The sequence below is a fragment of the Bacteroidota bacterium genome, from assembly GCA_026391695.1.
In the GTDB taxonomy this organism is placed as follows: Bacteria; Bacteroidota; Bacteroidia; order Bacteroidales; family JAGONC01; genus JAPLDP01.
In genome coordinates this window covers 1-24,101 of the sequence record JAPLDP010000047.1, presented here as the reverse complement: position 1 = coordinate 24,101, position 24,101 = coordinate 1, and the positions used below count along the sequence as shown (strand labels likewise).

21 protein-coding genes are annotated in these 24,101 nt (G+C 40.3%); 7 read left to right on the top strand and 14 right to left on the bottom strand.

Annotated elements, in window-relative coordinates; all coding sequences use genetic code 11:
• Nucleotides 1-44: 44 nt before the first annotated feature.
• Nucleotides 45-1,901, bottom strand: a complete 1,857-nt coding sequence (locus NT175_07055; protein ID MCX6234471.1) for a prolipoprotein diacylglyceryl transferase — start codon at nucleotides 1,899-1,901, stop codon at nucleotides 45-47.
• 436 nt (nucleotides 1,902-2,337) lie between these two features.
• Between NT175_07055 and pta the strand changes: the two genes are divergently transcribed.
• The gene (pta, locus tag NT175_07050; protein MCX6234470.1) at nucleotides 2,338-4,434 is read left to right on the top strand and encodes a phosphate acetyltransferase; all 2,097 of its coding nucleotides are present in this window, start codon (nucleotides 2,338-2,340) and stop codon (nucleotides 4,432-4,434) included.
• Nucleotides 4,435-4,627: 193 nt separating this feature from the next.
• Here pta and NT175_07045 read toward each other — a convergent pair whose 3' ends face one another.
• The 4 genes from NT175_07045 to NT175_07030 are packed head-to-tail and all read right to left on the bottom strand — an operon-like array spanning nucleotide 4,628 to nucleotide 7,763.
• Complete coding sequence (locus NT175_07045; protein MCX6234469.1) at nucleotides 4,628-5,314, bottom strand: ABC transporter ATP-binding protein; 687 nt, start codon at nucleotides 5,312-5,314, stop codon at nucleotides 4,628-4,630.
• A gap of 2 nt (nucleotides 5,315-5,316) precedes the next feature.
• Nucleotides 5,317-6,534 (bottom strand): ABC transporter permease, encoded by a 1,218-nt coding sequence (locus NT175_07040; protein MCX6234468.1) that lies wholly within the window; start codon nucleotides 6,532-6,534, stop codon nucleotides 5,317-5,319.
• Nucleotides 6,535-6,551: 17 nt separating this feature from the next.
• Complete coding sequence (locus NT175_07035) at nucleotides 6,552-7,400, bottom strand: hypothetical protein (GenBank protein MCX6234467.1); 849 nt, start codon at nucleotides 7,398-7,400, stop codon at nucleotides 6,552-6,554.
• Between the two features lie 30 nt (nucleotides 7,401-7,430).
• Nucleotides 7,431-7,763 (bottom strand): metalloregulator ArsR/SmtB family transcription factor, encoded by a 333-nt coding sequence (locus NT175_07030; protein ID MCX6234466.1) that lies wholly within the window; start codon nucleotides 7,761-7,763, stop codon nucleotides 7,431-7,433.
• A 184-nt stretch (nucleotides 7,764-7,947) separates the two neighbouring features.
• Between NT175_07030 and NT175_07025 the strand changes: the two genes are divergently transcribed.
• Both NT175_07025 and NT175_07020 read left to right on the top strand, forming a co-directional pair.
• Nucleotides 7,948-8,481: a hypothetical protein gene (locus NT175_07025; protein ID MCX6234465.1), complete on the top strand. Its 534-nt coding sequence runs from the start codon at nucleotides 7,948-7,950 to the stop codon at nucleotides 8,479-8,481.
• A 149-nt stretch (nucleotides 8,482-8,630) separates the two neighbouring features.
• Entirely contained in the window at nucleotides 8,631-10,028 is a 1,398-nt protein-coding gene (locus NT175_07020) for a cation:dicarboxylase symporter family transporter (GenBank protein ID MCX6234464.1), read from the top strand.
• A gap of 170 nt (nucleotides 10,029-10,198) precedes the next feature.
• On the opposite strand, the gene NT175_07015 is transcribed toward NT175_07020, so the two are convergent.
• Entirely contained in the window at nucleotides 10,199-11,050 is an 852-nt protein-coding gene (locus NT175_07015; GenBank protein ID MCX6234463.1) for a patatin-like phospholipase family protein, read from the bottom strand.
• A 506-nt stretch (nucleotides 11,051-11,556) separates the two neighbouring features.
• Entirely contained in the window at nucleotides 11,557-11,850 is a 294-nt protein-coding gene (locus tag NT175_07010; protein ID MCX6234462.1) for an RNA-binding protein, read from the bottom strand.
• A gap of 436 nt (nucleotides 11,851-12,286) precedes the next feature.
• Here NT175_07010 and NT175_07005 point away from each other — a divergent pair, with 436 nt between their 5' ends.
• The 4 genes from NT175_07005 (at nucleotide 12,287) to NT175_06990 (ending at nucleotide 15,698) form a co-directional block, all read left to right on the top strand.
• Complete coding sequence (locus NT175_07005; GenBank protein MCX6234461.1) at nucleotides 12,287-13,591, top strand: hypothetical protein; 1,305 nt, start codon at nucleotides 12,287-12,289, stop codon at nucleotides 13,589-13,591.
• Between the two features lie 196 nt (nucleotides 13,592-13,787).
• A complete protein-coding gene (locus tag NT175_07000; protein MCX6234460.1) occupies nucleotides 13,788-14,861 on the top strand; it encodes an XRE family transcriptional regulator in 1,074 nt (357 codons plus the stop codon).
• Entirely contained in the window at nucleotides 14,825-15,355 is a 531-nt protein-coding gene (locus NT175_06995) for a hypothetical protein (GenBank protein MCX6234459.1), read from the top strand. Before NT175_07000 ends, NT175_06995 begins: the two co-directional genes overlap by 37 nt.
• A 172-nt stretch (nucleotides 15,356-15,527) precedes the next feature.
• Nucleotides 15,528-15,698, top strand: a complete 171-nt coding sequence (locus NT175_06990) for a hypothetical protein (protein ID MCX6234458.1) — start codon at nucleotides 15,528-15,530, stop codon at nucleotides 15,696-15,698.
• A gap of 306 nt (nucleotides 15,699-16,004) precedes the next feature.
• On the opposite strand, the gene NT175_06985 is transcribed toward NT175_06990, so the two are convergent.
• The 7 genes from NT175_06985 to NT175_06955 all read right to left on the bottom strand — a co-directional run bounded on the left by NT175_06985 (nucleotide 16,005) and on the right by NT175_06955 (nucleotide 23,914).
• Nucleotides 16,005-16,664: an HNH endonuclease gene (locus NT175_06985; GenBank protein ID MCX6234457.1), complete on the bottom strand. Its 660-nt coding sequence runs from the start codon at nucleotides 16,662-16,664 to the stop codon at nucleotides 16,005-16,007.
• A gap of 176 nt (nucleotides 16,665-16,840) precedes the next feature.
• Nucleotides 16,841-18,094, bottom strand: a complete 1,254-nt coding sequence (locus NT175_06980; protein MCX6234456.1) for a hypothetical protein — start codon at nucleotides 18,092-18,094, stop codon at nucleotides 16,841-16,843.
• Between the two features lie 30 nt (nucleotides 18,095-18,124).
• Complete coding sequence (locus NT175_06975; protein ID MCX6234455.1) at nucleotides 18,125-18,274, bottom strand: hypothetical protein; 150 nt, start codon at nucleotides 18,272-18,274, stop codon at nucleotides 18,125-18,127.
• Nucleotides 18,258-18,725, bottom strand: a complete 468-nt coding sequence (locus NT175_06970) for a PIN domain-containing protein (GenBank protein MCX6234454.1) — start codon at nucleotides 18,723-18,725, stop codon at nucleotides 18,258-18,260. The genes NT175_06975 and NT175_06970 overlap by 17 nt, the downstream gene beginning before the upstream one ends.
• A gap of 156 nt (nucleotides 18,726-18,881) precedes the next feature.
• Nucleotides 18,882-20,783, bottom strand: coding sequence for an adenine specific DNA methyltransferase (locus tag NT175_06965; protein ID MCX6234453.1), 1,902 nt, complete (start codon nucleotides 20,781-20,783; stop codon nucleotides 18,882-18,884).
• 36 nt (nucleotides 20,784-20,819) lie between these two features.
• The gene (locus tag NT175_06960; GenBank protein MCX6234452.1) at nucleotides 20,820-21,752 is read right to left on the bottom strand and encodes a hypothetical protein; all 933 of its coding nucleotides are present in this window, start codon (nucleotides 21,750-21,752) and stop codon (nucleotides 20,820-20,822) included.
• A 50-nt stretch (nucleotides 21,753-21,802) separates the two neighbouring features.
• Nucleotides 21,803-23,914, bottom strand: coding sequence for a hypothetical protein (locus tag NT175_06955; protein MCX6234451.1), 2,112 nt, complete (start codon nucleotides 23,912-23,914; stop codon nucleotides 21,803-21,805).
• Nucleotides 23,915-24,101: the final 187 nt, after the last annotated feature.

Sequence of the window (24,101 nt, the reverse complement as noted above, 5' to 3'; positions counted from 1 at the left end):
GGGATACAGAGGACTTTTGAGACAGCCTCATCCCCTTTTAACTTTTAGGGTTTAAAATTAAATCGATAATGAAAACCCAGTCCAATAGTGTATTCCCATATCGGCTCATAATTGTATACATTATTATAAAAAAATTTTGGTTTTCCTGCAGTAAAATTTCCTATGATCTCAAACCTTTGTTTAACAGGGATCAGTGCATAGATATAGAAACCCATGAAGGTTGACTCCCTCTTCCCTAAGGCGATGCCACCTTCGACAGCCAGATCCGTCTTAAGGTTAAAATTTGTTCCAATCCCTACATGATGTTTAAAGCTGAAAGGAGAAATTGCACCGTTTTGAGCAAACCTGTAAACCAGATTAAATAATCGGGGTCCAAAAGAAATATTACCCTGAGGACATAATTTGATTCTATAAAGTTCACCCGACCTGACGATATCCACCCACCACCCGTGAGGAATATTTTCTCTTTTCCAGGAATAGCCAAAATTGCCATATGTAATACTCATCCCGAAACCGAAATATTTCCAATTGTTGAATTGTATATATGGTTCAATACCATAAATCGTGTGTGAACCGGTTTCAATCTCCGGTATTGGCTCTGTGATATTTCCATAAAATGTGCGGATACCCATCTGAAACTGTTTAAATTCACCACGACGGATAGTATGAGAAATCCCAGGTCCGCCCATAAAGTAACTGTGCTTATAAAATTCTGCACCAATTAAACTATAATATCCACAATCACCGCTGCTTATAAATTCATTAATTTCCACGACATTATCGAATCTGCCAAACCGTGTATCCACTCCAATGGTCGTATAGGAAGATTTCTCCTTTTTTGTTTTCTGCTCCACTTTCTGGCCTACAAACACGAAATAAACTAAAAAGGCGGCCAGTGGCACCCATCTCAGTTCAGCCAATGTTAGGCTCCGGTACCATTGCCATGCTACAATGAAAAATACAAGAATCAGGATTATCAGAAGTGTCAAATATTCCATATTGTCAAACCAGTTCCTGCCCAGCCAGAAAACGAAGATGAAAAGGATAAAAAAGAGCAGAATCCTGATTTTATTATCCCTGTAAATGTCCGTTTTGTGAACTGACCGGTATATCCGTTTGCGGATAAACATAACACTCGCCAATATCAGGATAATCGCCAGCAGTATCCATTGAAGATATTTGAGTCCGTGAAATACCTCTCCATAAAACAGGTTGGAACGGGGATCCCTCAGAAACTCATAAAGAAACCGGCCGATTGCATAAAGCAGTATGGTAAAGAGAAACCTATTCCCAGGCACAGTCCATCTTTTTCGTGTCAGGTAAATGACAAAAGCAATGGAAAGACAAAACAGGATATCGTACAGCTGGGTGGGATGAACCGGCAGAGAGGTAATGTCACCCAGCTGGATCAACCCCTGTTCCATGTGGGATTGATAGGCATACGAATGGATACCGTACTCTATTCCCCAGGGAAGGTTTGTGGGTTTTCCAAAACAGCACCCGGCCATCAGGCAGCCAACCCGTTGTATAGCCATCATCACCGGAAAAGCAATAGCCATGCTGTCAAGGACAGAATGACGGATTCTAAACCAGTACTTTGCCAGTCCAAGACCAAACAGCACTCCGGCGATCCCACCAAGAATTGTTTTGCCCCTGGCTGGAGGCAGATTTAAATTCTCAAGGATATACCTCCAGTCATCTGATGAGTAAGTCAGAAGTTTATTCCCAAGAATGAAAAAGAGTGTCGCAGAGGATAGGACCAAAAGCCAAGTATCCCTCTGGTATTTCCTGCGGAACCCGTCATAAATGAAAATACTGGCGGCACAAAAGAAAGCCAGAAAATAAAACAAAGAAAAGTAAAAACCTCCTTGTTCGGTTGAGATAGTAAATAGTGATTCCATTGCTCAAAAATTTTAGGTTTTGATTATGTGGTATAACATTTCATTTGTAATCATAAAGTTACGATCCCTGTATGACGATATAAAACTGGATAATGCAAAGCGGTCTTTTAAGTTGCAGATTTTACGACAACATCAGGGAAAGGTATTTTGCTCTTCTCAATATTTACTGAATCCACCATTCAAATGATCTTGATTTGCGAAAGTTGCATAAAGATTCCCTAATGTTGGAGTGCATTTGCGATGCATGCCGAATAATTGCGCTTTGAAACGTGGAAGATTTACCATGTACGCACACAAACAAAAAGAGGTTGTCTCAAAAGCCCTTGGTGAATTCTAAGACAAAGTCAGAGAAGCAATTTTCAATCACTTTCGAGACAGCCTCTTTTTACTTATTTTTGTAATCAGCAGATTAATACATACGACCAGATTTAATTCAATGTCAAAAAACCTTTACATCGTTGCGGCAGAAGCCGATTCGGGGAAATCGCTGATTGTCCTCGGCATCATGGATATCCTTTCACGGAACATCAAAAAAGTGGGATTTTTCAGACCATTGATCGATGCCGGCCAACAGAAAGATCATGATATCGAATTGGTTACACGTCTTTATAATCTTCATCTGGATTATGATTCGATGTATGGCCTGAACACCAATGAAGCCTTCGACCTGATACAGGCCAACGACATGGATACGCTGTACACAAGGATATTAAATAAATACAAGAAGGTGGAGGCGACGTGTGATTTCATTTTATGCGAGGGTACCGATTATACCTCATCTCTCAAGGCTTTCGAATTTGACTTCAATGCCCGCCTGGCCAATAATCTTGGAGCGCCTGTACTGGCCGTGGTGAACGGTCATGGGAAAAGTGTAACGGATATCGCCGACACGATACAGGTTTTTAAAGGGGTGCTGATGCGCGAAAAATGCGCATTCATGGGTTTATTCGTCAACAGGGCGAAAATCGTTGATGTAAAATCCATTATCGAAGTGCTGGACAAATTCAAAATCGAGGAAGAAATCGATTTTGTCATACCCGAACAGGAGTTGCTGCAAAAGCTTTCCATCCGGCAGATAGCTTTTGCCCTCAACGCTGAGCGGATTTATGGCGCTGACGACATCCTGAATTTCGACGTCATCGACTTCAAAGTCGGCGCCATGAGCATCGAGAATATCCTGAAGTATACCAGCAATGGCACCCTGGTGATCACACCCAGCGACAGGTCGGATATCATCATCGGGCTGTTTATGACACTGTTATCCGACAGCTTTCCGAAGATTTCCGGCATTATCCTCACCGGCGGTCATCCACCTAACAGCGATGTGATGCGGCTCATACGCGGCATCAAAAAACTACCCGTCGCTGTTTTCAAGGTCGACACCGACACCTATGTCACAGCCATGAATGTCAGCAAAATAAAGCCATTGCTGTCGCATGACAACGACAGGCGGATAGCCATAGCCCTGGGCCACTTTGAAGCAAATGTCGACACAGCCAGGTTAAAGGAGAAGATAGCCATCACCCGGTCGAGTGTGATGACGCCCATCATGTTCGAGTATGAGCTGTATGAGCGTGCACGGTCCAACCGCCAGCATATTGTGCTGCCAGAATCCACGGATGAACGCATCCTGAGAGCTGCCGAGATCCTGCTCCGCCGTAATGCCGTCGACATCACCCTGCTGGGCAATGAACAGGAGATAGCCAAAAAGACAGCATCACTTCATATCAAGCTGAATGGGGCCAACATCATCGATCCCTATGACAATGACCTCATCAATGATTATGCATTCACCTATTATAACCTGCGGAAAAATAAAGGGGTGACCAAAGAAGGCGCTATTGACATTATGCGCGATGTGAGCTACCTGGGTACCATGATGGTTTATAAGGGCCATGCCGATGGCATGGTGTCGGGAGCGGCACATACTACCCAGCATACCATCAGGCCGGCCTTTGAATTCATCAAAACCAAGCCGGGCTTTTCCATCGTCTCCAGCTCCTTCTTCATGTGCTTTGAAGACCGTGTGCTGGTGTATGCTGACTGTGCCGTGAATCCGAATCCCAACTCAGAGCAGCTGGCCGACATAGCCATCAGCTCGGCCGACACGGCAATGATGTTTGGCATAGAACCATTGGTGGCTATGCTGTCGTATTCCACCGGTGAGTCGGGCAAAGGCGAGGAGGTTGAAAAGGTGCGCAAGGCAACGGAGATAGCACGTAGCCGCCGCCCCGACCTGAAAATCGAAGGACCCATCCAGTATGATGCAGCCATTGATGAAACGGTGGCCAGGCAGAAGATGCCCGGCAGCGAAGTGGCAGGACATGCAACGGTGTTCATCTTCCCCGACCTCAACACAGGCAACAACACCTATAAAGCTGTACAGAGAGCTTCCGGCGCCGTGGCCGTGGGCCCTGTGCTGCAGGGACTCAACAAACCTGTCAATGACCTCAGCCGCGGCTGTACCGTTAAAGATATTGTGAATACGGTGATGATCACCGCCATTCAGGCTCAGATGGCGAAGAAGAAGTAGAGGAACAACCATTTCACTGTCGTTGTAGACAGTAGCGTTTAAAAGAAAGTACCCAACGAAAAAGACAGCTTGTATTTTCGGTCATTCAAAACAGCCTCAGGCCGATAGCCGTATGCCGATACGGGTTTCGTAAACGAATACCGTATACCGTAAATCCCATCTACTAAATGTCTGCCAAATGGAAGCAAATCTGTCAGCCAGCTGCCTCCGAATATGTTTCAACGCGGCCTTCTTTCAGGTGTATCCTGATAGTCCCATAACCATTTGCCAGAGGACTATGTGTGACCATGATAATGGTAATACCTTTTTGCCGGTTAATATCCCGGAGAAAATCCAGGATCTCGATAGCGAGAACGGGATCGAGGTTGCCTGTTGGCTCATCGGCAAATATGATTGATGGCTTATTGACAATGGCGCGTGCGATGGCCACACGCTGTTGCTGGCCGGCCGACAATTCACGTGGTAAATGGTACAGCCGGTCTTCAAGGCCGACCATTTCCATCACCGCTGTGGCGAGGGCCACCTGCTTATCAGCAGATATTTTTTGCAAGGCCAGCGGAATCATCACATTACGAATAGCTGAAAGATATGGGATAAGTGAAAAATTCTGCATGATGAAACCCACCTCATTTCTGCGGAAATATGCCAACTCCCGGTCTTTAGCTTTTTCCAATGACTGATCTTTAAACTGAATCTTCCCTGATGTCGCCCGTATTAATCCGCTCATCGCCAGCAGCAAGGTTGTCTTACCTGATCCTGATGGACCTGTAATCGTTACAAATGAACCTTCCTTAACCGAGAAGGAAACATCTTTCAGTGCATCCACCACGCTGTTACGGAGGTGATACTGTTTTGATAAATTACTGATTTCAAGAAACATGACTATTCCTCCTGGATATTTGAAAAAGGCTCAAACCGCGAAGCGACATAAGCAGGGATTATTGCTCCAAGGAGAGAGATCAGGATAGACAGCAGCACCGACCATATTAGCAGAATCGGAATAGGCTGCACGGTTATGCTGGCTAACGGAGGCCCTAACACCGATGCGACCACCGAACCCAAAAGAAACCCCAAAATACCGCCTGTTATGCCCATCAACGCAGCCTTGTAAAGCAGCAGGTTATAAATGTACGACCGTGGATAACCTATCATGCGCAGTGTCCCGATTTCCTTTTTCCTCTGGTTGACATTGGCCCACATTGAATTTCCGATGGAAATGCCACCGACCACCAGGATAATAATCAGGAAAATAAGGGAAATCTGGTCCATGAGTTTATTGGTCTTGATTTGTGTTGAAACGATCTGCCCGATGGTGGTCACCTTTGTATCGGGTAGAATGTTGCGCAATTTACCGAGTAATCCATCGGAGATGGCATTACAGCATCCCATGATTTCAATAGCGCTCACCTGTTCGCCGGTACCCAGCAGATCTTGTGCCGCCTGCAGATGTATGAAAATACGGTCATCATCAATGGTTCCGGTTTCGCCAAGGATTTTGGCGACCGCAAACCGGGTATCCATAATAGTTATGCTATCACCTTCTTTCAGGTTTAATTTCATGGCTATCGAAGAGCCCGCCAGACAATCGGAAATCCTGAGTGAATCCACTGATTTCCTCTGAAGTTTTTCATCTTTGTAACCCAATGATTCGTTTACAGGATTTGGCCCACAGGCAGCCTGTAGCTCGCTGCCCATCAGCCCTGACGTTTGCCATATTGGTTTGGAGGCCAGTTCATTTTTGGGAAGTATTCCCGTAAGGACAACTTTTTCATTGCCAATAGCTACCCTGCGCGTCAGCTTGGGAGACAAATTATCCACGCCGGGTAATGTGGAGGTGACAATACGTTCCACATAATCTTCAGGAAATGTGGGGGCATCCACATCTGCCGAATAATAGTTGTCAACACTTGCTCCCTGCGGCAGAACCAGTATGTTTGCTCCGAGATTGTCGAGGTTTATCGACACTGCCTTTTCTGATACAACGGAAATGGAACGTATGCCGACAATGATACCGATACCAAGTGTAATTGCCAATATACCCGATATCAGCTGTGACTTCCGCTGCCACATTTCCAATAAAACGATCTTGAAAATATTCATAATTGATATGCTCGTATTTATTTCCCGCAACTTTTTTTACTGCTTCCGGGACAACAACCGCTCATGACTTTTTTAGCCGAATTGGCTAAAATGGTAGCGTCTGCCGGTCCATAATAGGTTCCTGTAATCTGACCGGCCGTATTAATCACCACAGTGGCAGTTGTAGCTGACACCGTATTGACACCCAGTTGATTAATAAATTCCATTTCTTTACTGTCATCAAGATCCATTTGAACGATTTTCGCATTATTTCCCATTTGAGTCAGGGCAGATTTGCAGCTTTCTAGACTTTTTACCTGATCTGTGAATGACTTTTTTGAGACGATAACGAATACGGGCATTTTATTGTTGATGGCCACCAACACCTCATCTTTTTTGGGTGATGGAAGGAGTTTAAGAAGATTCTCGGCCGTGGCATTGTCGAGCTGGTAGCCTCCGACGGCAACACCACCCGGGGAAATGACTAAAATCAATGGAGGGGCAACGCCGGCAATGCCGAATTTCGAAACCAAATCCTTATTGGCTTGGTCATCACGGTTCATCTTTATGACCGCTGAATTGTTTTTCAGCTTATTGGCCTGAACAGCAACTGCGATAGCCTTTTCATTATCGGCGGCCACTGCGCCGGTGACCACCAGAAAAACGACTTTACCTTCATTCCTGGCTTTGTCGAGCTCTGACTGTACCGCTGAGATAATGGTTTCTGTAAGATTCAGGGCAGGTAGGTCAACATTCACCTGGGTCGGTTCCGGAAATAAAAACCGGGCCGTATTACCGGAAGCTGAAAAATAAGGAAATGCCGTGGTCAATAATCCGGACATCAGCAAAAAACCGATGTATTTAGTTGAAATTAAACAAGTTTTCATTTTTTAAGGTTTATATCATTAATATCAAATTCAGCACTCACATTGGAATGTACTGATCGTTTTTTTAAAGAAGTTGTCGTATTGTTCTTTGATTTTTTGTAATTTATTCATATCCAGACAATAATGAATTTTTAATCCATCAATGGTACCTTTAATGATGCCGAGTGTTTTCAGCTCTTTCAAATGCTGGGATACAGTGGGCCGGCTGATGGGTAAAAAATCGGAAATGTTGCCTGCCTTAATTTCCTTTTTTTCGGCCAGAAGCTGAATAATGGCAATTCTGGCAGGATGAGAAAAGATCTTTCCATGAAGCGCAAGCTCTTTCTGGTACTGGTTAAACTCTTCAAATTTATTATTCGTCATAAAATCTAATGTTGAACGTTGCAAACATACGACATTAAATTGAAATAAAAAAATTTTGCGGAAAAAAGCTGAAATCCACAGGCAGGAAAAAATTTTTAAGTTTAGTAGATTACCTTTTGCAGATTTCCTGATTAAACACTACTACCCTTCCTATGTTCGCATTAACATGATTTAACTGCGAACTATGAAAAATTTCACCCTGACTTTAACAGCTATGCTTCTGACTGTCTTCTACTTAGCCGGACAGATGCCGAGGGAACTCTCCCTGCAGTCGACCATTAGAGACAAGGATGGTCAAATTATCCCGAAACAGACCGTCTCCATCAAAATCACCATCAGGGAAGCCGGAATTGATGGTTCTGTCGTTTACACTGAGCTTCATCATCCGCTGACTGATGCACACGGAATGGTTAACCTGGTGATTGGCCAGGGCAGCCTGTTAACGGGTGATTATTCCTCAATTGATCCTGCCAAATGTCATATCATCAAAACCACCTGCAATACGCCACAGGGAACTGCCTGCGTGCTTTATGGCACATCACAGGTATTGAGTTACAGGTACTCAACTGCAGTTCCTGCAGATAATACCGCCATCGAGGATTTATCTTTAGTGGATAACATGTATGAAACTGCCGGCATAATGATTCTTGCTCCACCTGACCTGACTGAAGAGTGGATGTTTGAGACCACAAAGATTGATCCTTCAGAGAAGAAATAAAATATCATCCGTTTAATCATAATTTCAGGTTGGGGACACCGGTAAACGGTGTTCGTTGACGAAAGCCGCTTTTATGTATTCGGCAATATAGTCTTCAGAATAAATAGTCATTTTTCTTATCTTTGGCCATCTCATCCAAACCTTAATGCATGCTGACTTCTAAAAAGCTTCTTCAGTGGTTCCTGATCTCGCTGACGCTGGCCATCGTGATCCACGTGGTGAATCATTATACAGCTATCAACTTGCCCATAGGTATTCTCATCGCCCTTCGCTGGATTCCTCTGATCTTTTATTTGCTCTACGCCACCAAAAAGAAAAAGCTTACGACCTGGATTTTTGTCAGCATGCTGATGGGCGTGGAATTCGGCTATGATGTTCCGGTGATAGCAAAGGAGTTGAATATTGTGAGCCAGATATTCATTCACCTGGTGAAGACCATTATTGCGCCGTTGCTTTTCGGCACGCTGGTGACCGGCATTGCTGGTCATGCCACGCTGAAGCAGGTAGGACGCATGGGCTGGAAGTCGCTGGTTTATTTCGAGGTGGTATCCACAATAGCTCTTTTCATTGGCCTGGCAGCCATCAACATCAGCGGCGCCGGCATAGGGGTGCAGGTGCCTGCTGAGATGACACAGGGTGCGCTGCCTGAAGTGACCAGTCAGGATGCCCGTGATGTCATCCTCCACATCTTCCCCGAGAATATCGCCAAGGCCATTGCCGAAGGGCAGGTTCTGCAGATCGTCGTCTTCAGCATCCTGTTTGGCATCGCAGTGGCTATGGTGAAGGAGCAGTTCCGCTCGCCTGTGCTGCGCTTCACCGAGGCTTTGTCGGTGGTGATGTTTAAGTTCACCAACATGGTCATGCTCTTTGCTCCTGTTGCTGTATTTTCGGCTATGGCTTATAGCGTTGGTCATATGGGTCTGAATGTCCTGCTAAATCTATTCGAGCTGCTGGCTACGCTGTATGTGGCACTGCTTATTTTTCTACTCTGTGTTCTGCTGCCCATCATCTTATTTCTGAAGATACCGCTTCGTAAATTTATCAGGGCGGTGGCTGAGCCGGCAACGATAGCTTTTGCCACTACCAGCAGTGAATCGGCGTTGCCGCGGGCAATGGAGAACATGGAGGAATTCGGCATACCACGCAAAATCGTCGCATTTGTGATCCCTACAGGTTACAGCTTCAACCTCGACGGCACTGCGCTATACCTGGCTATGGCGTCAATTTTTTTAGCCAATATGGCTGGTGTGCACCTCTCCTTTCAGACACAGATCGTCATGATGCTCACCCTGATGCTCACCAGCAAAGGTGTTGCTGCTGTGCCGCGAGCCTCGCTGGTGATCCTGCTGGGCACGGCCGCCAGCTTTGGACTTCCTACATGGCCGATATTCATCATCCTGGGCATCGATGAGCTAATGGATATGGCCCGCACTGGCGTCAATGTCATTGGGAACTGCCTGGCTACAGTCGTCATCGCCAAATGGGAAGGGGAATACCAGGTGAACGCACGTTCACAAACGCCACCTGGTAATTCGCTGGTAAAGTAAGGAGAAATGGACGGATGATGATGATTTAGATTTAAAGTATTCCTGTCTCATTGCGACATTGGACGCACAGGCTGTGATTTTGAGACAGCCTTCAGGCTGGCGTCATAAGTATTTAATATTTCATGCTTCATATTTCATGCTTAATAATCTGAATTATTTTAATTGACGCTCTATAGCCTTTTGTGCAGCCAATTCACCCTCTTTAATGATATCTTTTGCTTGTAAAAATCGTACGTGCCAAATGAATGTCTTGAAATGTTAATTAACAGGTCAGGTTGGTGTTTTTCAAGAGTCAGTAATGAAATTTTATGCAACATCAGGCTGATGCTTCTATTGGTTAAATTAAAAATACCTATATGGTCTGTTTTATTTCTTGGAATAGTCGTATTCAGTTTATTACGTATCATTTTGATTTGCTCGAAATACCTATTATACAATAGTTTTTCTTCAGTTACTTTCCTTTTTTCATAGGGTATCTGTGCGTTTACATCCACTACAACCAGCAAATCATCTGTTTGCCGCTTAACACGGTCGATTGGAATAGGATTTAATACACCGCCATCCACAAAATAATTATCTCCTACTTTAAAAGGTTGAAAAACAGTAGGTATCGATATTGATGCCCTGATGGCATCGTACAGGTTTCCTTCCGTAAAGACTGTTTCAGTGCCATTAATTATATCAGTAGCCACCGAACAAAAGGGAATAGGCAGGTCTTCTATATTTCTGTCAGGCACAAGTTCTTTCATTTTCTTTATTATTCTTGAGCCCTTTAAAAGTCCTTTATTGCTAATGGAAAAATCAGTTAGTTTAAGTACTTCCTTAATATTCAACGAGCTTACCCATTCCTCAAAAAGGTTGAACTGGCCTGTGGCATATATGCCGCCAACCAATGCACCCATAGAAGTTCCGGCGATTGAGGTGATGGTAAAACCGTTCTTTTCCAGCACATTAATGACTCCAATATGTGCAAAACCTCTTGCACCACCACTGGATAATACTAATGCAATATTTTTTTTCATCATGTTATTTTCTCCCCTTTTAGATGTAGCTTAGACTCGTCTCTATACGACAAATTGGATCAAATTATTGTTTCTTTTTTCTCTATATTTCGAAAGTTGCTAATAATCTTTTACTAACGGACTTTACACATCAAATGCCACATAGTTCGTTAAGCATCTGAATAGGTATTATGCTTTTTTGCTAACCTAAAGAGCCTTCTTGCGATCAGGATTTCCTATTTCTCAACAGGGGACAAAAACAGAAAAAAATCTAAAATTAAAGGTTTCCAATTAGGGGAAGCATACATAAGCTTCGGGATATATAACTGATCCCGACTCGCTTCGCAGTCGGGATTAATTCGACTTACAAATTTTATTGCACTTTGTTTGTAAAATTTGAGTCTCATTAAAAAAATAGGCAGTCATTTCCTGACTGCCTATTGTCGATTGCCGTTCCCGCATTCGCTTCGCTCTGCGGGATGCTGCGGAGTTTATCCCGCAGAATGCGGGGCTCCGAAGATGACTGATCAATATCGGCTGAAATTACGTCTTTCGCCGCCTGGACTATCTCTCCGTTCTGTTCTAGGTTTAGCTATCGATACGGAAATGACTTTGCCATCAAATTCTGCCTGGTTCAATTCTTCAATGGCTTTCTTGGCTTCTTCATCGTTTTTCATCTCTACGAATCCGAAACCTCTTGATCTGCCCGAAAATTTATCGGTAATCACATTGGCTGATGTTACTTCGCCATGCTCGGCAAATAACTGCTTTAAGTCTTCGCTGTTAACTCCGAAACTTAAATTTGAAACAAAAATGTTCATGAAAATTTAAAATTAAAATTAATAAAAAAATTATAAAACTCTTGAGCGCAATTGGTATAATCCAACTACTTCTCAACTTGAACAGCAAAGATAGTGTAAAATATCCCACATATTACATATTTTATCATTTTATTTTTGAGGCAGTTGAAGGTCTTAATGACTGCGGCTGTCTTTCGGGACTCTCGAACGCCCCGACAAGTCACCCGCCATTACCCTAAGCTCGTATCAGGCAACATTGTCTGAATTATATATGCAACCCTTATTTTTTTTTATTGTCTTTTTGTAAAATATCAGAGATAAAACAAAGAGTAATTGTTGTTTTCATTCTGATATTAAGTTTTCCGATAACTTTTTAGCCCGGGAAATATCTCAAATCATAAAAGGAGCCTTAAAGGGATATTCCGGAAAATACGAACTGTAAAATACACTGCAAGAAATGAGAACATCTGTTTTATTTAAGTATCTGTCATTAACATTGGTTCTAGTCTCTTCCAGGCTTATTGCTCAGGATTCATTACAAACTGAACGAAATTATCAATTTGTATGGGGAAATAAACCAAATATTGAAGCTCTATCCATAAATATTCATTCAACTTCATCTCTTTTATTTGAACAGATGAATTATGGTATTGCCAATAGTCATTCCAAATATATCAACAATTGGGTTGTCCGCTTCCTAAATCTGGGATTTCAAGGTTCTATCGGCACATGGATACTCATTACCATTCCACATGAGACGGCTCATTACCTGAGAGGTAAAGAAAGTGGAGTCGAGGATATAAAAATTCATCTTGAGGCAAAATTCATGGGGGGATATTACACAGTTAATACCAAGCTGAATGAGAATACCCCTGTTGAACGGCTTATGATTACAACTGCAGGCCCTGAATTATCAACTCTGGTATCCTATCAACAGATAAAAGATATGTATTCCGGAAAACCCATTCCGCCTCATTATTCAATTTTTCAAATAGGGGCAAAATATGTTGATGGATATAACTATTATTCAAGAGTAAAAGGCTTTGAAAAAGATCCAAACCAATGGTTAAATGAGAAGAAAGACAATTATAGTAAGGACCGGTCACCTTTGAAATTTGATCCATTAGGATTTACTATAACACTTGCAGAACAATATGGTTACTATGATTCATGGTTACCAAAAGACAGCATATGGCTATGGGAGCCTGACGATATAAGTTTGTACAAAAATGATTTTTTAGCAGACCAGTTTAAGAGGATGCGAACATCCTATTTACTTGCCTTGTTCGATCCATCGATAATTAACAGTTTATATGCTTCAGTAAAATATATCCTGACCGGTGATTTATATTCCAATGTTTTTATGATACCCGCCGGAAAAATAAAATTTATGCCATCCATTCGTGCCAATATGGGCATGTGGGGCATTGAAAATTATTTTGACATGCATTTTCTGTATAAAAATAAATTGCCATTTTCTATTTATTACAGACATGGAGGAAATTTAGTTGAAAACATCTATGGCTTTGGAGCAGAGATATCTGAAGTTAAGGCATCAGATCACCTGATTTTAAACTTTCAGGGAGATTATTGGAACAAAAATGGATTCAACATAACTTCCGGCATTCAATATAAGTTTAAAAGAGTCAATGTGCTGGCAAGTTTAGGTTATAAAACGTATGGCAGCCTGATAGGAAAACCATGGAAAAAGGGAGTTTACGGTTTTGGAGGTATAGGTTTTAACGTTGCCTACTCACAATAATTCCACAGCATAACATTACCTAATCCCGGAAATCTCTATTTTAAAGTTGTCCTGAAAATTGGAGGGGCTTAGGTACGTATCATTGTTATGATCCAAAAATTTAAAATAGGTTTACATTGTTGATAAATATTATACAATAATTGTAGACGATTAATATTTTTTTATTAATTTTGTCAACATAAACCAATAAACAACCATGAAAAACAATTTTGCTATCAGACTTATAGCAGCCCGTAAAATGGCGGGTTTATCGCTACAAAACTTAGCCGACAGGCTGGGTAATGTAGTATCTAAACAGTCGCTGAATAAGTATGAGCAGGGTAAAATGAAACCTGACAGTGATTTAATTATTTCGCTTGCGGGCATTTTAAATGTTCCGGTAGATTTCTTTTTCTCTGAACCAGCTGTTGCGGTTGAATTAAAGAATGTTGACTTTAGAGAATACCATTCAAAATTATCGAAAACCGAGCAAGAGTCAATTAAAGAAAAGGCTAAAGAAGCATTTGAACGATATTTTGAACTCGAAAACATACTAAATTTAGTGGAGCCTGCCTCCTACTTTGAATATCCAACTATTATAACGAATGCCAAAGAAGCCGAAGATGCGGCACAAGCATTACGTAAAGAATGGAATTTAGGGTACGACCCCATTCCAGATGTAGTTGAAATGCTCGAAGATAAGGGTTATAAAGTCACTGAAATTGAAGCTCCGGACTCGTTTGACGGTTTAAAAGCGGATACCGGAATCCAAAGGTTAATTGTTCTACGGAAATCACCACCGGACGACGATATTGTAAGAAAACGTTTTACTACTCTTCACGAACTGGCGCATCATGCCCTTACTTTCCCGAAGGACATTGAACCTAAAAGTGAAGAAAAACTTTGTCATGCCTTTGCCTGTGCGTTGTTGTATCCCGCAGATATGGCACGTAAAGACCTGCATAAAGACCGTTTTCATTTTTATCAAAACGAACTGGCTTTAATAAAAGAACGTTGGGGTATATCGTTTTCAGCTATATTTTCCCGTGCATTACAGTTAGGAATAATTAACGACTATGTTTATAAACAACTAAACATAGGTTACAGGCAACGAAAATTGCATGAACCCGGGAAAGAACCCGGTCATTACCGGAGCAAGGAAAAACCTGTTCGCTTTGAGCGATTGATATATTTGGCTTTAGGTAAAGAGTTAATTTCTGTAAATGAAGCAGCCTATTTTGCAGGCACTTCGGTATGGCGATTCAGAGAACAAATGCAACCCTTGGTATGAAGCTGATCATAACAGACGCAAACGTTTTTTTCGACATCATCAGCATTGGTGCATTGCCGGAGTTTTTTGCGTTGGACTTTGAAATTTGCACAACCGATTTTGTGGTCAAAGAAATAGTGGAATCAGACCAGAAAGAACAAATTGAATCGTTTATAAGGGCAAAGAAGCTTAACGTTTTTAAACTCACGGCCAACGAGATTGAAGAAATACACAACTTCCCAACCAAGCGATTTTTCAAAGGAATAACCGATAAAACAGTTCTTTGGAAATCGCACCAACTAAAATGTCCACTGCTTACAGGTGACAAAAAGTTGCGAAAAGAAACCGAAGATTTGAAACTTGAGGTACATGGAAGCATTTGGGTAATTAGCGTACTTGTTGAAAAAGAGATAATAACAAAGGTCAAAGGGGCTGAATTATTGGAGAAGTTGAAACTAATAAATACCGGTTTGCCCCACGATGAAATAGATGAGCTGCTAAAATGGTTTAAATAAAAATGCCGAAGTCTATGGAATAAAGCTTCGGAGGTTGAAATTTATTTCCCTGGCGGGATAATATTTTCAATCCTAAAAGTAGAAATATTTATAAGACTACCAAATTTATTCCTTGGGCAAATCATAAGCGCCTTAGTATTAAATAGCTTATGAGTTATAAAAATGGTGAATCATGGCAAAGAATGGTAAAACCGGTGATGGACACAGAAATGGTGCGGTCAGAGACCATTCGCAGTTCCAACATCCTAATGGGAATTGGTATAAACGTGATAAGGAAACCGGACACGTTATTGATGTGAACCAAAACGGACAGCCACACAAAGGCGTGCGCAGGGAGCAATAATAGAATCCCGAATAACTGTTAGCATGAACCTCCCGGACAAAAGTGGAGGAAGTTGGCATTTTTTAATACAAAAAACAATTGACTAATCTTTAACATTTTGTCCTCAATGACATCATTTCAAAACAGGGGGTCTGTATCCCGGAATGGGGGGTTAGCTTGCTCTGGAATGGGGGGTCAGTATCATCTGGAATCTACACTTGCTGCAATTATGATCGTGATAAGTACTATTTCATGTGGTGAGTTAAAAAATAATCTTATGTAGTGAGCGAACTGGCCAGCCCGTTTTTAGGCGATTGTAGCATGTCCTCAATCAAGGTTACTTTTACCTAAATTACAATTTTGACACAATGTTTGTAAATTAGAAATTTCAGTCTCACCATCCTTACTCCAAGGTATTATATGATCAATCTCTAAAACAACACTTGGATTTTTTGCTGGACTTGCTCCACATTTAACGCATGAAAAATTATCTCTCTTTAAAACATTGAAACGAAGACGCAATGAAGGATTTCTGCTAGTTTTTTTCTTAGATATTTTAGTATCATGTTTTTCAGTTGCTGAAATATCTTTTTCGTTAGCATATTCAATGAATTTTTTGACAGCAGTTGTCCAGTTGCCGAAACGTTTTTTGTAAACTCCAGATTTAATTTCTGACATACTGGAGTCTATATCACTTTGTCTAGGTTGTGCGCCTTTTCTCTGCCAGACGTTTAGTAAATTTTCGAATAGTTTCTTGTTTGAATGGTAATTGATTTTTGCTAATTTTAAGTTTGCTTTAAATAATGCTTTATTCCATGTACCAAAACGTCTTTTAATGGTTGTTGAGCCATATTTCCCGTTTTTTAAATAAAGACTTTGAGATATTTTTTTAGTGTTCAATTTTCCAGCAACTGATTGTAAATCTTTAAGCAGATCTTCTGATGTAACTGGTGCATTTTTGGGTGGCGAGTACTGAAATTTATTCATGATATTTTAATTTAATGAAGGCTGGCTATCTTACTTAACGGTCCGGGGCTTGGCGAAGTAGTGGTATTCGAAGTACAACTGCATCAAACCACCAAAAAAGTTGATTAGATTCACACTGCTCAATTAACAATTTCATCTGCCATTTTATAAAATCCTGTTATAGTTAATGTTTCTTGTTATTCTATTTCTATTTTTTTTATTTCAGACATAATTCTGTCTGTTTCTGTTAAAGCGACAATTATTTTTTGATAATGCAAAATATCTTCAAACGACAATTCACGCCCTTTGCGGTCTTTGAGCCATTTTTGGGCGGGCTGGTAGCCGCCGATGTAGAAATTCCATGCTATCAGAGGAACATTGTTGAAATATTGCTGAACGTTTATCCACACTTTACCGCCTTCGTATTTAAGTTTGTTTACTTCATTTGAACCGTCATGTGGGTAGGTGGTAATGAACTTTTCCACAACCGGGCTTTCCAGCAGGTGTATTTGTCTAAGCTCGCCGCCCAGCTTTACCAATTGCCAAAAGGTAACTTGGTCTTTCGGATAAGGAACCCTGGGGAAATCTATCTTTAAAAACTCTTTGTATTTCGAGCGATAGGTGGGGCTGTGCAATATGGCGTAGATGTAATCGAGAATATCTATGGGTGCGAAAGTAACTTCAGATTCTGCCTTTTCATTGGTGAATTGTAAACCAAGATTTGTAGCTATTAGGTTGACAACTTTTAAATCAAGATTAGGAATTCTTGTTGTTTTATATATAATATCTTCTGTGTTATAGATATACAAAGGGAAAATAGCACCAGTCCCAAATAATTTTGCACTAGCTGTAATGTTTCCTTCAACAATTATATTTGATACAAAACAATGCCTGTATTCTTGAGTAGTTTGACGAGGAATAATAAGTCCTAAGTTGGGTTGAAGAAAATGCTGCATTACTTCAAATCTTGAACGACCAATAAAACCTCCTGAATTTTTGGTAATGATTGTTTCCCTATAATCAAAAGGACGGTATTGAATTTTTTGAAAGTAGAAAACGTCTGAAATTATACTCGCTTTTGCATCAGCAAAATTCCATCCACTTGATTCTTCTTTTTCTTTATATTTGATTTTTAAATCATTAATATCTTCGGACTTAAAATTGTCTATGACTTTTTGTAATGATTTTTTTTCAAAATGTATAGCTAATAAATCACACTTAGTTTCAATACCATTTGAATTTAGAATTAATAATTCATCTACCTTAAATCCTTTCAGATAATTACTCTCTAAACTAAAATCCTTTGGTACAAAAAAGAAATACGGTTCTTTTACTTCCAGAACTGCCCATTGAATGTTATCAACTGATTGTTGGTTAAGGAAGTGGTATTTTGCCTCCCGCTTGCCATATAGGTCAAAATGAAATACCTGTGCTTTTCTTTTGCTATTCATTGTTAGGTGGATTATCAGAGCACGAGGCGCTTATTCAATCTTTATTTCTCCAGATCGAATTTTACTCAAATATTCCTTTTGCTCTTTAAGGGTCATTGAGGATAATTTTTCTGCCAATTTTTCTTTTATTTGACGAAAAAATTTGACTGTATCAAATGATTTCTTAGTCATTGTTTTCATGGTCAATAAATTCTAAAGGTGAACGAATATCAATAATAGGATAACCCAATTTCATGTTAACCGAATTGAACAATTTTATCTTATCAAAATTTACGATATGCTTAAAATTCCAACTTACAAGGACATCTAAACGGTTAACAGTAGCTAAAGCAATATGATATGCATCGTTATAGCTTGCCACACCAAGAATTTTTTCGTCTATATAGACCTGAGCCAGATATTTCGATTCATCATCAAGTTCAATATATCTGTAACATGACTTTGGGATTTTGTTCTTCAACTCTTTGATAAAAGCAGGAGCTAATGATAATTCAGTTTCGCTTATTTCCGAAAAATAGATAATGAAATCCTCGTTAATAATTCTTTCAAAGAACTTTTTGGTATCATTTTCAAATTCTTCATCGAAATATCCGCCAACAACAGATGTATCAATGTAAACTCTTGGTTTCATATAGCTTTGTTTAGTACAAAGGTAGGAATATTGAAACGTATTTCAAACTGGTCATAAATCAACGATTTGTTCAACAAGCCCCCCTTTGTCGAACTGGTTGTTCGACAATTTCATCTTCAAGTTGGCCAACAGGATGTTGGCCAATTGCATTTCCAATTATTTTTTCTTCTTTACAAAAATGTTTATGCTCACACCTTGCATAATATCAAATACATTCTGTTCAGATGAGCCATCAGGTGCGGTTTCTTTTTTCTTGGCGTTTCCGTGCAAATCGAGAATATAGATTTTGTCAAATGTTTCGAGCAAATGGTTACGCATTTGGCGGTGCGTAACACCGTCAATAAAGCTGTTGTTTGAGATGAAAGCTAATATACCTTCTCCTGTTTTATCAATGAAATATTCCCCATATCGGATAAATTTGATGTAATCATCATCAAGGTTTAGTTTCTTCTCGTTTAGGTCTTTCTTGTAATCTGCAATTAGGTTTTGTATCCATTCCCCTTTATTGCTGCTGCTTACAGAGTACGGCGGATTTCCCAATACTACCATCACTGGCGTATCCCTTTTCACATGATTAGCTTCGTTGGCTTCGGTGCTTAGCCAATTAGCAAATAGAGTTCCTGTGTCGGGGTGATAGTCTTCGAGGCTGTTGGTAAGATAAACCCTGAAACGTTGTTCTTTTTTCTGTATATAGCCGGTTTCCGTTAGCAGTAAATCAAGTTTCAGGTGTGCCATGGCATACGATGCCATCAGAATCTCGAACCCATTCAGGCGCGGTATCAGGTGCTCTTCCACATAGTTGCTCCAAATGCCCTGCTGTCCTTCAAACCTTTTGTATATGAGCTTTACCACTTCGGCAAGAAAAGTGCCAGTGCCGGCGGCAGGGTCAAGTATCTGTACTTTATGCACTTCCTGTTCGTAATCTCTTTGCCCTGCGGTGTATCGCTTATCGTGGGTAGGTATTTTTACCGTTATTTTGGTTTTAGAGCTATCAGCTAAACCTTGTGGCAAACCAAACTCGGTAATCAGAATATCATTTACGGCACGCACAATAAAGCTCACCACAGGTTCGGGCGTGTACCATACGCCACGGCTTTTGCGAAGCGCAGGGTTATATTCTGACAGGAAAGTTTCGTAGAAGTGAATCATCGGGTCATTTTGCTGGGTAGCCTTACCAAAGTCCCTGAGCAATTCAGCTACATTAGTAGCCCTGAAAATATCAGCCAGGTCGTCAACGATCCACTTTATGCGGTCGTCGAGATCGTAACCTGCGACGTATTGAAACAGCTTTCGCAAAAAAGGATTTGTTCTGGGAATAAGGTCAGCCGCTTCCTGCCGTGTGAATGATTCGAGCGACGGGTCGTGCAAACGAGCGGCAAACATGCCATAAGCAATGGTCTGGGCATAGATGTCGGCAAACTCTTTTGGTTTAATGTCATAGATCAGCACTTGTTTGAAGGCAGCCAACTGATCACGCAAAGTATTGTTTGCCGCTTCGAAGAGCATATTTACGTCTTCCGATGCATCACTTTCAACCGCTTTCTCGATGATCGCAGCCAGCATCCGTGCTTTGCCTGCCATCATCCTGGCAAGCTTTTCGGCTGACCGGATGGTTTGAGAACTATAGGTGCTGAAATCGGATATGAGATTTTTAAAATCGTCATAATTATCCGGCTGACCGATTACTTTTTCATTTTCAATTTTTGCAATAGAAACAGAAGTTGCAAAAACCCCATCCCGGTATAATTGAAATTGAATATAATCAGTGAAAATCAAATTGGGCAGCGAAACACGATAACGATCGAATTGTTCTTTATAGGTTTTGTCGTCAAGATTAGCACCCAAATCTTTGGCCTCGATGTAACCGACAGGAATGTTTTTTTGGGTCAAGATATAGTCGGGAGCGCCACAGGCCACACGGGCAGGCTCGTTGGTAACCAAAATACCAGGGTAAAGAGTTTCCATTAAATTCTGAAGATCGCCCCGGTAACTATGCTCCCGGGAAATTCCGGTTTTGTAACGGGTATTTAGTTTGTCAATGTAATCTTGGACGGTCATTTTGTTATAAGCAGTGCCCTTTTAAATTTTAAAGGTTTATTTCCAGTACCGTTGTTCTAAATATGTCAGGGGTGCAATGCAATCTATACATGCTCGTGCTGGATCAAGAAAGTCTTTTGGGTCAATTGCTTTATATAGGTCAGGTGATTTCAACACGTTTTTCCAAGTTTCCTCAAGCGTTTTTCCTATCAATTTTCCTTCTGCAGTATTGGTGTCTTTTAATTCTTTATTGTCTTTAGGAATTACATGTATATGAAAATATAAATCTGCTCCATATTCTTTAGCTTTAATCATCTCGTGTGCGAGTAAAGTTTGCCGCATCAATTGATAGTATGGTTCTGTAAAAAGTCCCTCAACATCTGTGACATTAATTGGGCAGTCGGATTGGGCTAAAAGTGGAGTATAAGTTTTTATCCTTGTTTTTCCGCTATCTCCCTCTGCTTTTGAAGTTTTGGGGTAACTCTCTACATACTTCCATTCAATGAAGTATAATTTGCGTAATCCATTGTCAAGTCCTGCTAACATCATTGCGTCAACCGAAGTTGAGTTTGCTCCTCGGGTATGTATTTTCTCACCAAGGTAATTTTTGGCCCCAATAATTTCAAAGTCAACATAGCCACTATCTGATCCGTTGTTCATTATTAAAGCATTCCTTACTTTCTTGTCAATGCCTTGCAGAATTGCTGTTGCAATGTCTCTTCGTTGCCGGACAAAATACAAATGGTTTAAGCAGGCAATTTGCGACGAAAGTAAATGTCCTGTTGGTTCGTTTTTGGTGTCCCAGAATTGAATATTATTTCGTTTGAAATAATTAATAACATCATCTCTAACACCTGCCCAGATGTTTAAGGCTGGGTCTTTAAGGACAAATTCTCGGTCAAGATTTTGAAATTGTCCACATCCAGGATCTCTGAATACTTCGTCTCGGAGTCTGATAGCCTTCTTCCGTTGTTGCTCTTTGTAATTCATTATAATAGTATTTAGTGTACCATTTTAGCAGGACATTAGCCTATTCATTTTTAGTATTCAAGTCGGTCTCGTTCCGCTTGTTCATCCATTCTTTTCGCATCTTCTTCAAATCCCTTTGCTAATTTTTCAAAAATCCCTGCAATGGTCGGAAATTTATTTCGGTGTGAATCTGCAAGTTTGTGAAAGTAATTTGTTTTTGCTCTCTCAATATCGCCACCATCAAATGGTCCACGTGTGGATGAGCTATTTTTATTAAATGTTGCTATCGAGAAGTTCCTGTTTAAGTTGTCAGATTTTAAGGTTTCAATTAAATCACATATTTCATCAGGTGGCCACACTTTGTCTTGTTCTTCAGGATACTGGGCTAATACTTGTCCGATATAATTGTCTGCTAACTCAATATGTCCATATTCGGCTGCCAATTCTCTTAATTTATCGACCCAATTTTTCAAAAAGTCATAATCAATTTTTCCAGTTTCATCAACTCCTGGAATTTTTTTCCATGAATGGAGCAAATCATAAGCTTGTCTTGCCCTGTTTTGTATTTGCTTATCGGTCAAACCATTTCTGAGTTCTACAATTTCAGATTCATCGTCAGGTTTGTAAATCCACTTTAACACTTCCATGAAAAAAGCTGGATTTCGACTGAGTTCTTCATGTAGTCGTTTCGGTTTTCTATTGTTATCGTAAGAAGTCAATAGGGGGAGAAAAATCCACTCAAGTTGTATCAGAATACTTGGATCAATATCGTTTCTTTTATCAAGAGTTTCAAATAGGCGGTTTACCTGATAGCTATCTAAAAGAACATGCTCTTCAGTCTTTTCTGTTCCTGCACTATGAAGGATTTCAACAATTAATTCGCTTGGAATTTCTTCAACGAAGTGAGAGCAAATGCGAACTGCACCTAGAAATCTCTTATGTTCAATTAGTTTTTTAAGCCCAAAGATTTTTTCGTCAGGAGTCACTCCGAGAAAGCGTGGGTAAATTTCTTTCCAATACTCACGTATTATTTCTTCTTCTGTTGATTCAATAAAGTCCCAAAGCTTTTGAGTTTGATTTAATGGAACAAGAAGTTTCGCCAAAGATGAATTGCTAAATCCTAATTTTTCCAATTTTTCAAACAGAATAAAAACCCAATCAAGGTTATTCAAGATAGATTTTCTGAATATGAAACTTTGAATAAATCGAAGGTCATAATTTTCTTTTACAAGAAGTTCACATAACTTTATTATTTCTTCATCTGTGTTTACAATGTGGCCTAATACATCACCTAAAATCCATGATTCTTTAACCGTCTCGCTGAGTTCAATTATTTTCCCTAACCCATATTTATGGTAGATGTCAGTAAGTCCTTTAATCCTCTTCTCATGAATGAGCTTTTCTTGTTCATCTTCTGATCCTCTTTCATATTTGTAACCTTCGGGAAAGTTTGGCCATTGTTCATTGAACATCCAAATCGTTAAGTTAATTTCATCGGCTGGTTTCAGCAAATCGTAAAGATTTTGAAGCCTAACCAATTCACTTTCTGGCAATGCCCAATGAGAATCTGGATATGAACGATGATGAGAAAGAATTTTTCGAAGAGTATGCCAAGCTACAAATTCCACTTGTTTTACTTCGTGTACAACTTTCTCAACAAACGATAGAACCTTATTACGTTCATGAGGAAGTAAGTTAACAGACTCTTCAATTAGTGTTGCAAGTTTCGATTCAGTAAAATCAAAAATTGCAATTAAGATTTCAACAACCGCTGAATGTGTTTTGTAAATCTCCTTGTAAGTTATCGGTTTTTCTGTTTCTAATTCAAACATACGCCATCTACATTTGTAGGTAGGAAATGCTACACTCCGCATTGAATCGGGAAGCATGCGAATTAGAATTTTCCATGCTATTTCAGGTTCTTTTTCGGAAATAAGTTTCAGCACTTGCATTCTTTCTTCAAATGATGCAAGTGTTTGATAGTGCCATGATTTAAATATTTCGGATAAACTATTAATTGGTCTGTTTGATAAACTTCCTCCTGGGTCCATTGTAGAAAGCCTTGCAAGGATTAATGCTGCCCTTGACAAGTATTTAGGAAACCATGCAAGGCTTTCTAGTGCCCAAAGCAGCCCAGTATGATAACTGTGTGCTGTTAGAAAACCTGGGTCTTCTTCAAACAAAGCAACAATTGGAGATTTAGCAATTTCAAGATGTCTTTCAACTGCATCTAACCTGAATAATTCATAAATCCAAAATTCGGATAAAAAGCTATACTATTTCCAGGACGAATACAAAAAATTAGGCAAGCTGGGATAATTTGTAAGATATTGATGCAGTTTTTGTTTTGACAAAATTCATTGTTCAGGT

Coding starts and splice junctions, on each gene's coding strand:
- NT175_06965 (MCX6234453.1), bottom strand. CDS start 20,783: ATGACCGTCCAAGATTACATTGACAAACTAAATACCCGTTACAAAACC.
- NT175_07035 (MCX6234467.1), bottom strand. CDS start 7,400: ATGAAAACTTGTTTAATTTCAACTAAATACATCGGTTTTTTGCTGATG.
- NT175_07020 (MCX6234464.1), top strand. CDS start 8,631: ATGCTGACTTCTAAAAAGCTTCTTCAGTGGTTCCTGATCTCGCTGACG.
- NT175_07030 (MCX6234466.1), bottom strand. CDS start 7,763: ATGACGAATAATAAATTTGAAGAGTTTAACCAGTACCAGAAAGAGCTT.
- NT175_06995 (MCX6234459.1), top strand. CDS start 14,825: ATGGCGATTCAGAGAACAAATGCAACCCTTGGTATGAAGCTGATCATA.
- NT175_06960 (MCX6234452.1), bottom strand. CDS start 21,752: ATGAATTACAAAGAGCAACAACGGAAGAAGGCTATCAGACTCCGAGAC.
- NT175_07055 (MCX6234471.1), bottom strand. CDS start 1,901: ATGGAATCACTATTTACTATCTCAACCGAACAAGGAGGTTTTTACTTT.
- NT175_06970 (MCX6234454.1), bottom strand. CDS start 18,725: ATGAAACCAAGAGTTTACATTGATACATCTGTTGTTGGCGGATATTTC.
- NT175_06980 (MCX6234456.1), bottom strand. CDS start 18,094: ATGAATAGCAAAAGAAAAGCACAGGTATTTCATTTTGACCTATATGGC.
- NT175_07025 (MCX6234465.1), top strand. CDS start 7,948: ATGAAAAATTTCACCCTGACTTTAACAGCTATGCTTCTGACTGTCTTC.
- NT175_07040 (MCX6234468.1), bottom strand. CDS start 6,534: ATGAATATTTTCAAGATCGTTTTATTGGAAATGTGGCAGCGGAAGTCA.
- pta (MCX6234470.1), top strand. CDS start 2,338: ATGTCAAAAAACCTTTACATCGTTGCGGCAGAAGCCGATTCGGGGAAA.
- NT175_06975 (MCX6234455.1), bottom strand. CDS start 18,274: ATGAAAACAATGACTAAGAAATCATTTGATACAGTCAAATTTTTTCGT.
- NT175_06990 (MCX6234458.1), top strand. CDS start 15,528: ATGGCAAAGAATGGTAAAACCGGTGATGGACACAGAAATGGTGCGGTC.
- NT175_07045 (MCX6234469.1), bottom strand. CDS start 5,314: ATGTTTCTTGAAATCAGTAATTTATCAAAACAGTATCACCTCCGTAAC.
- NT175_07015 (MCX6234463.1), bottom strand. CDS start 11,050: ATGAAAAAAAATATTGCATTAGTATTATCCAGTGGTGGTGCAAGAGGT.
- NT175_07000 (MCX6234460.1), top strand. CDS start 13,788: ATGAAAAACAATTTTGCTATCAGACTTATAGCAGCCCGTAAAATGGCG.
- NT175_06985 (MCX6234457.1), bottom strand. CDS start 16,664: ATGAATAAATTTCAGTACTCGCCACCCAAAAATGCACCAGTTACATCA.
- NT175_07010 (MCX6234462.1), bottom strand. CDS start 11,850: ATGAACATTTTTGTTTCAAATTTAAGTTTCGGAGTTAACAGCGAAGAC.
- NT175_07005 (MCX6234461.1), top strand. CDS start 12,287: ATGAGAACATCTGTTTTATTTAAGTATCTGTCATTAACATTGGTTCTA.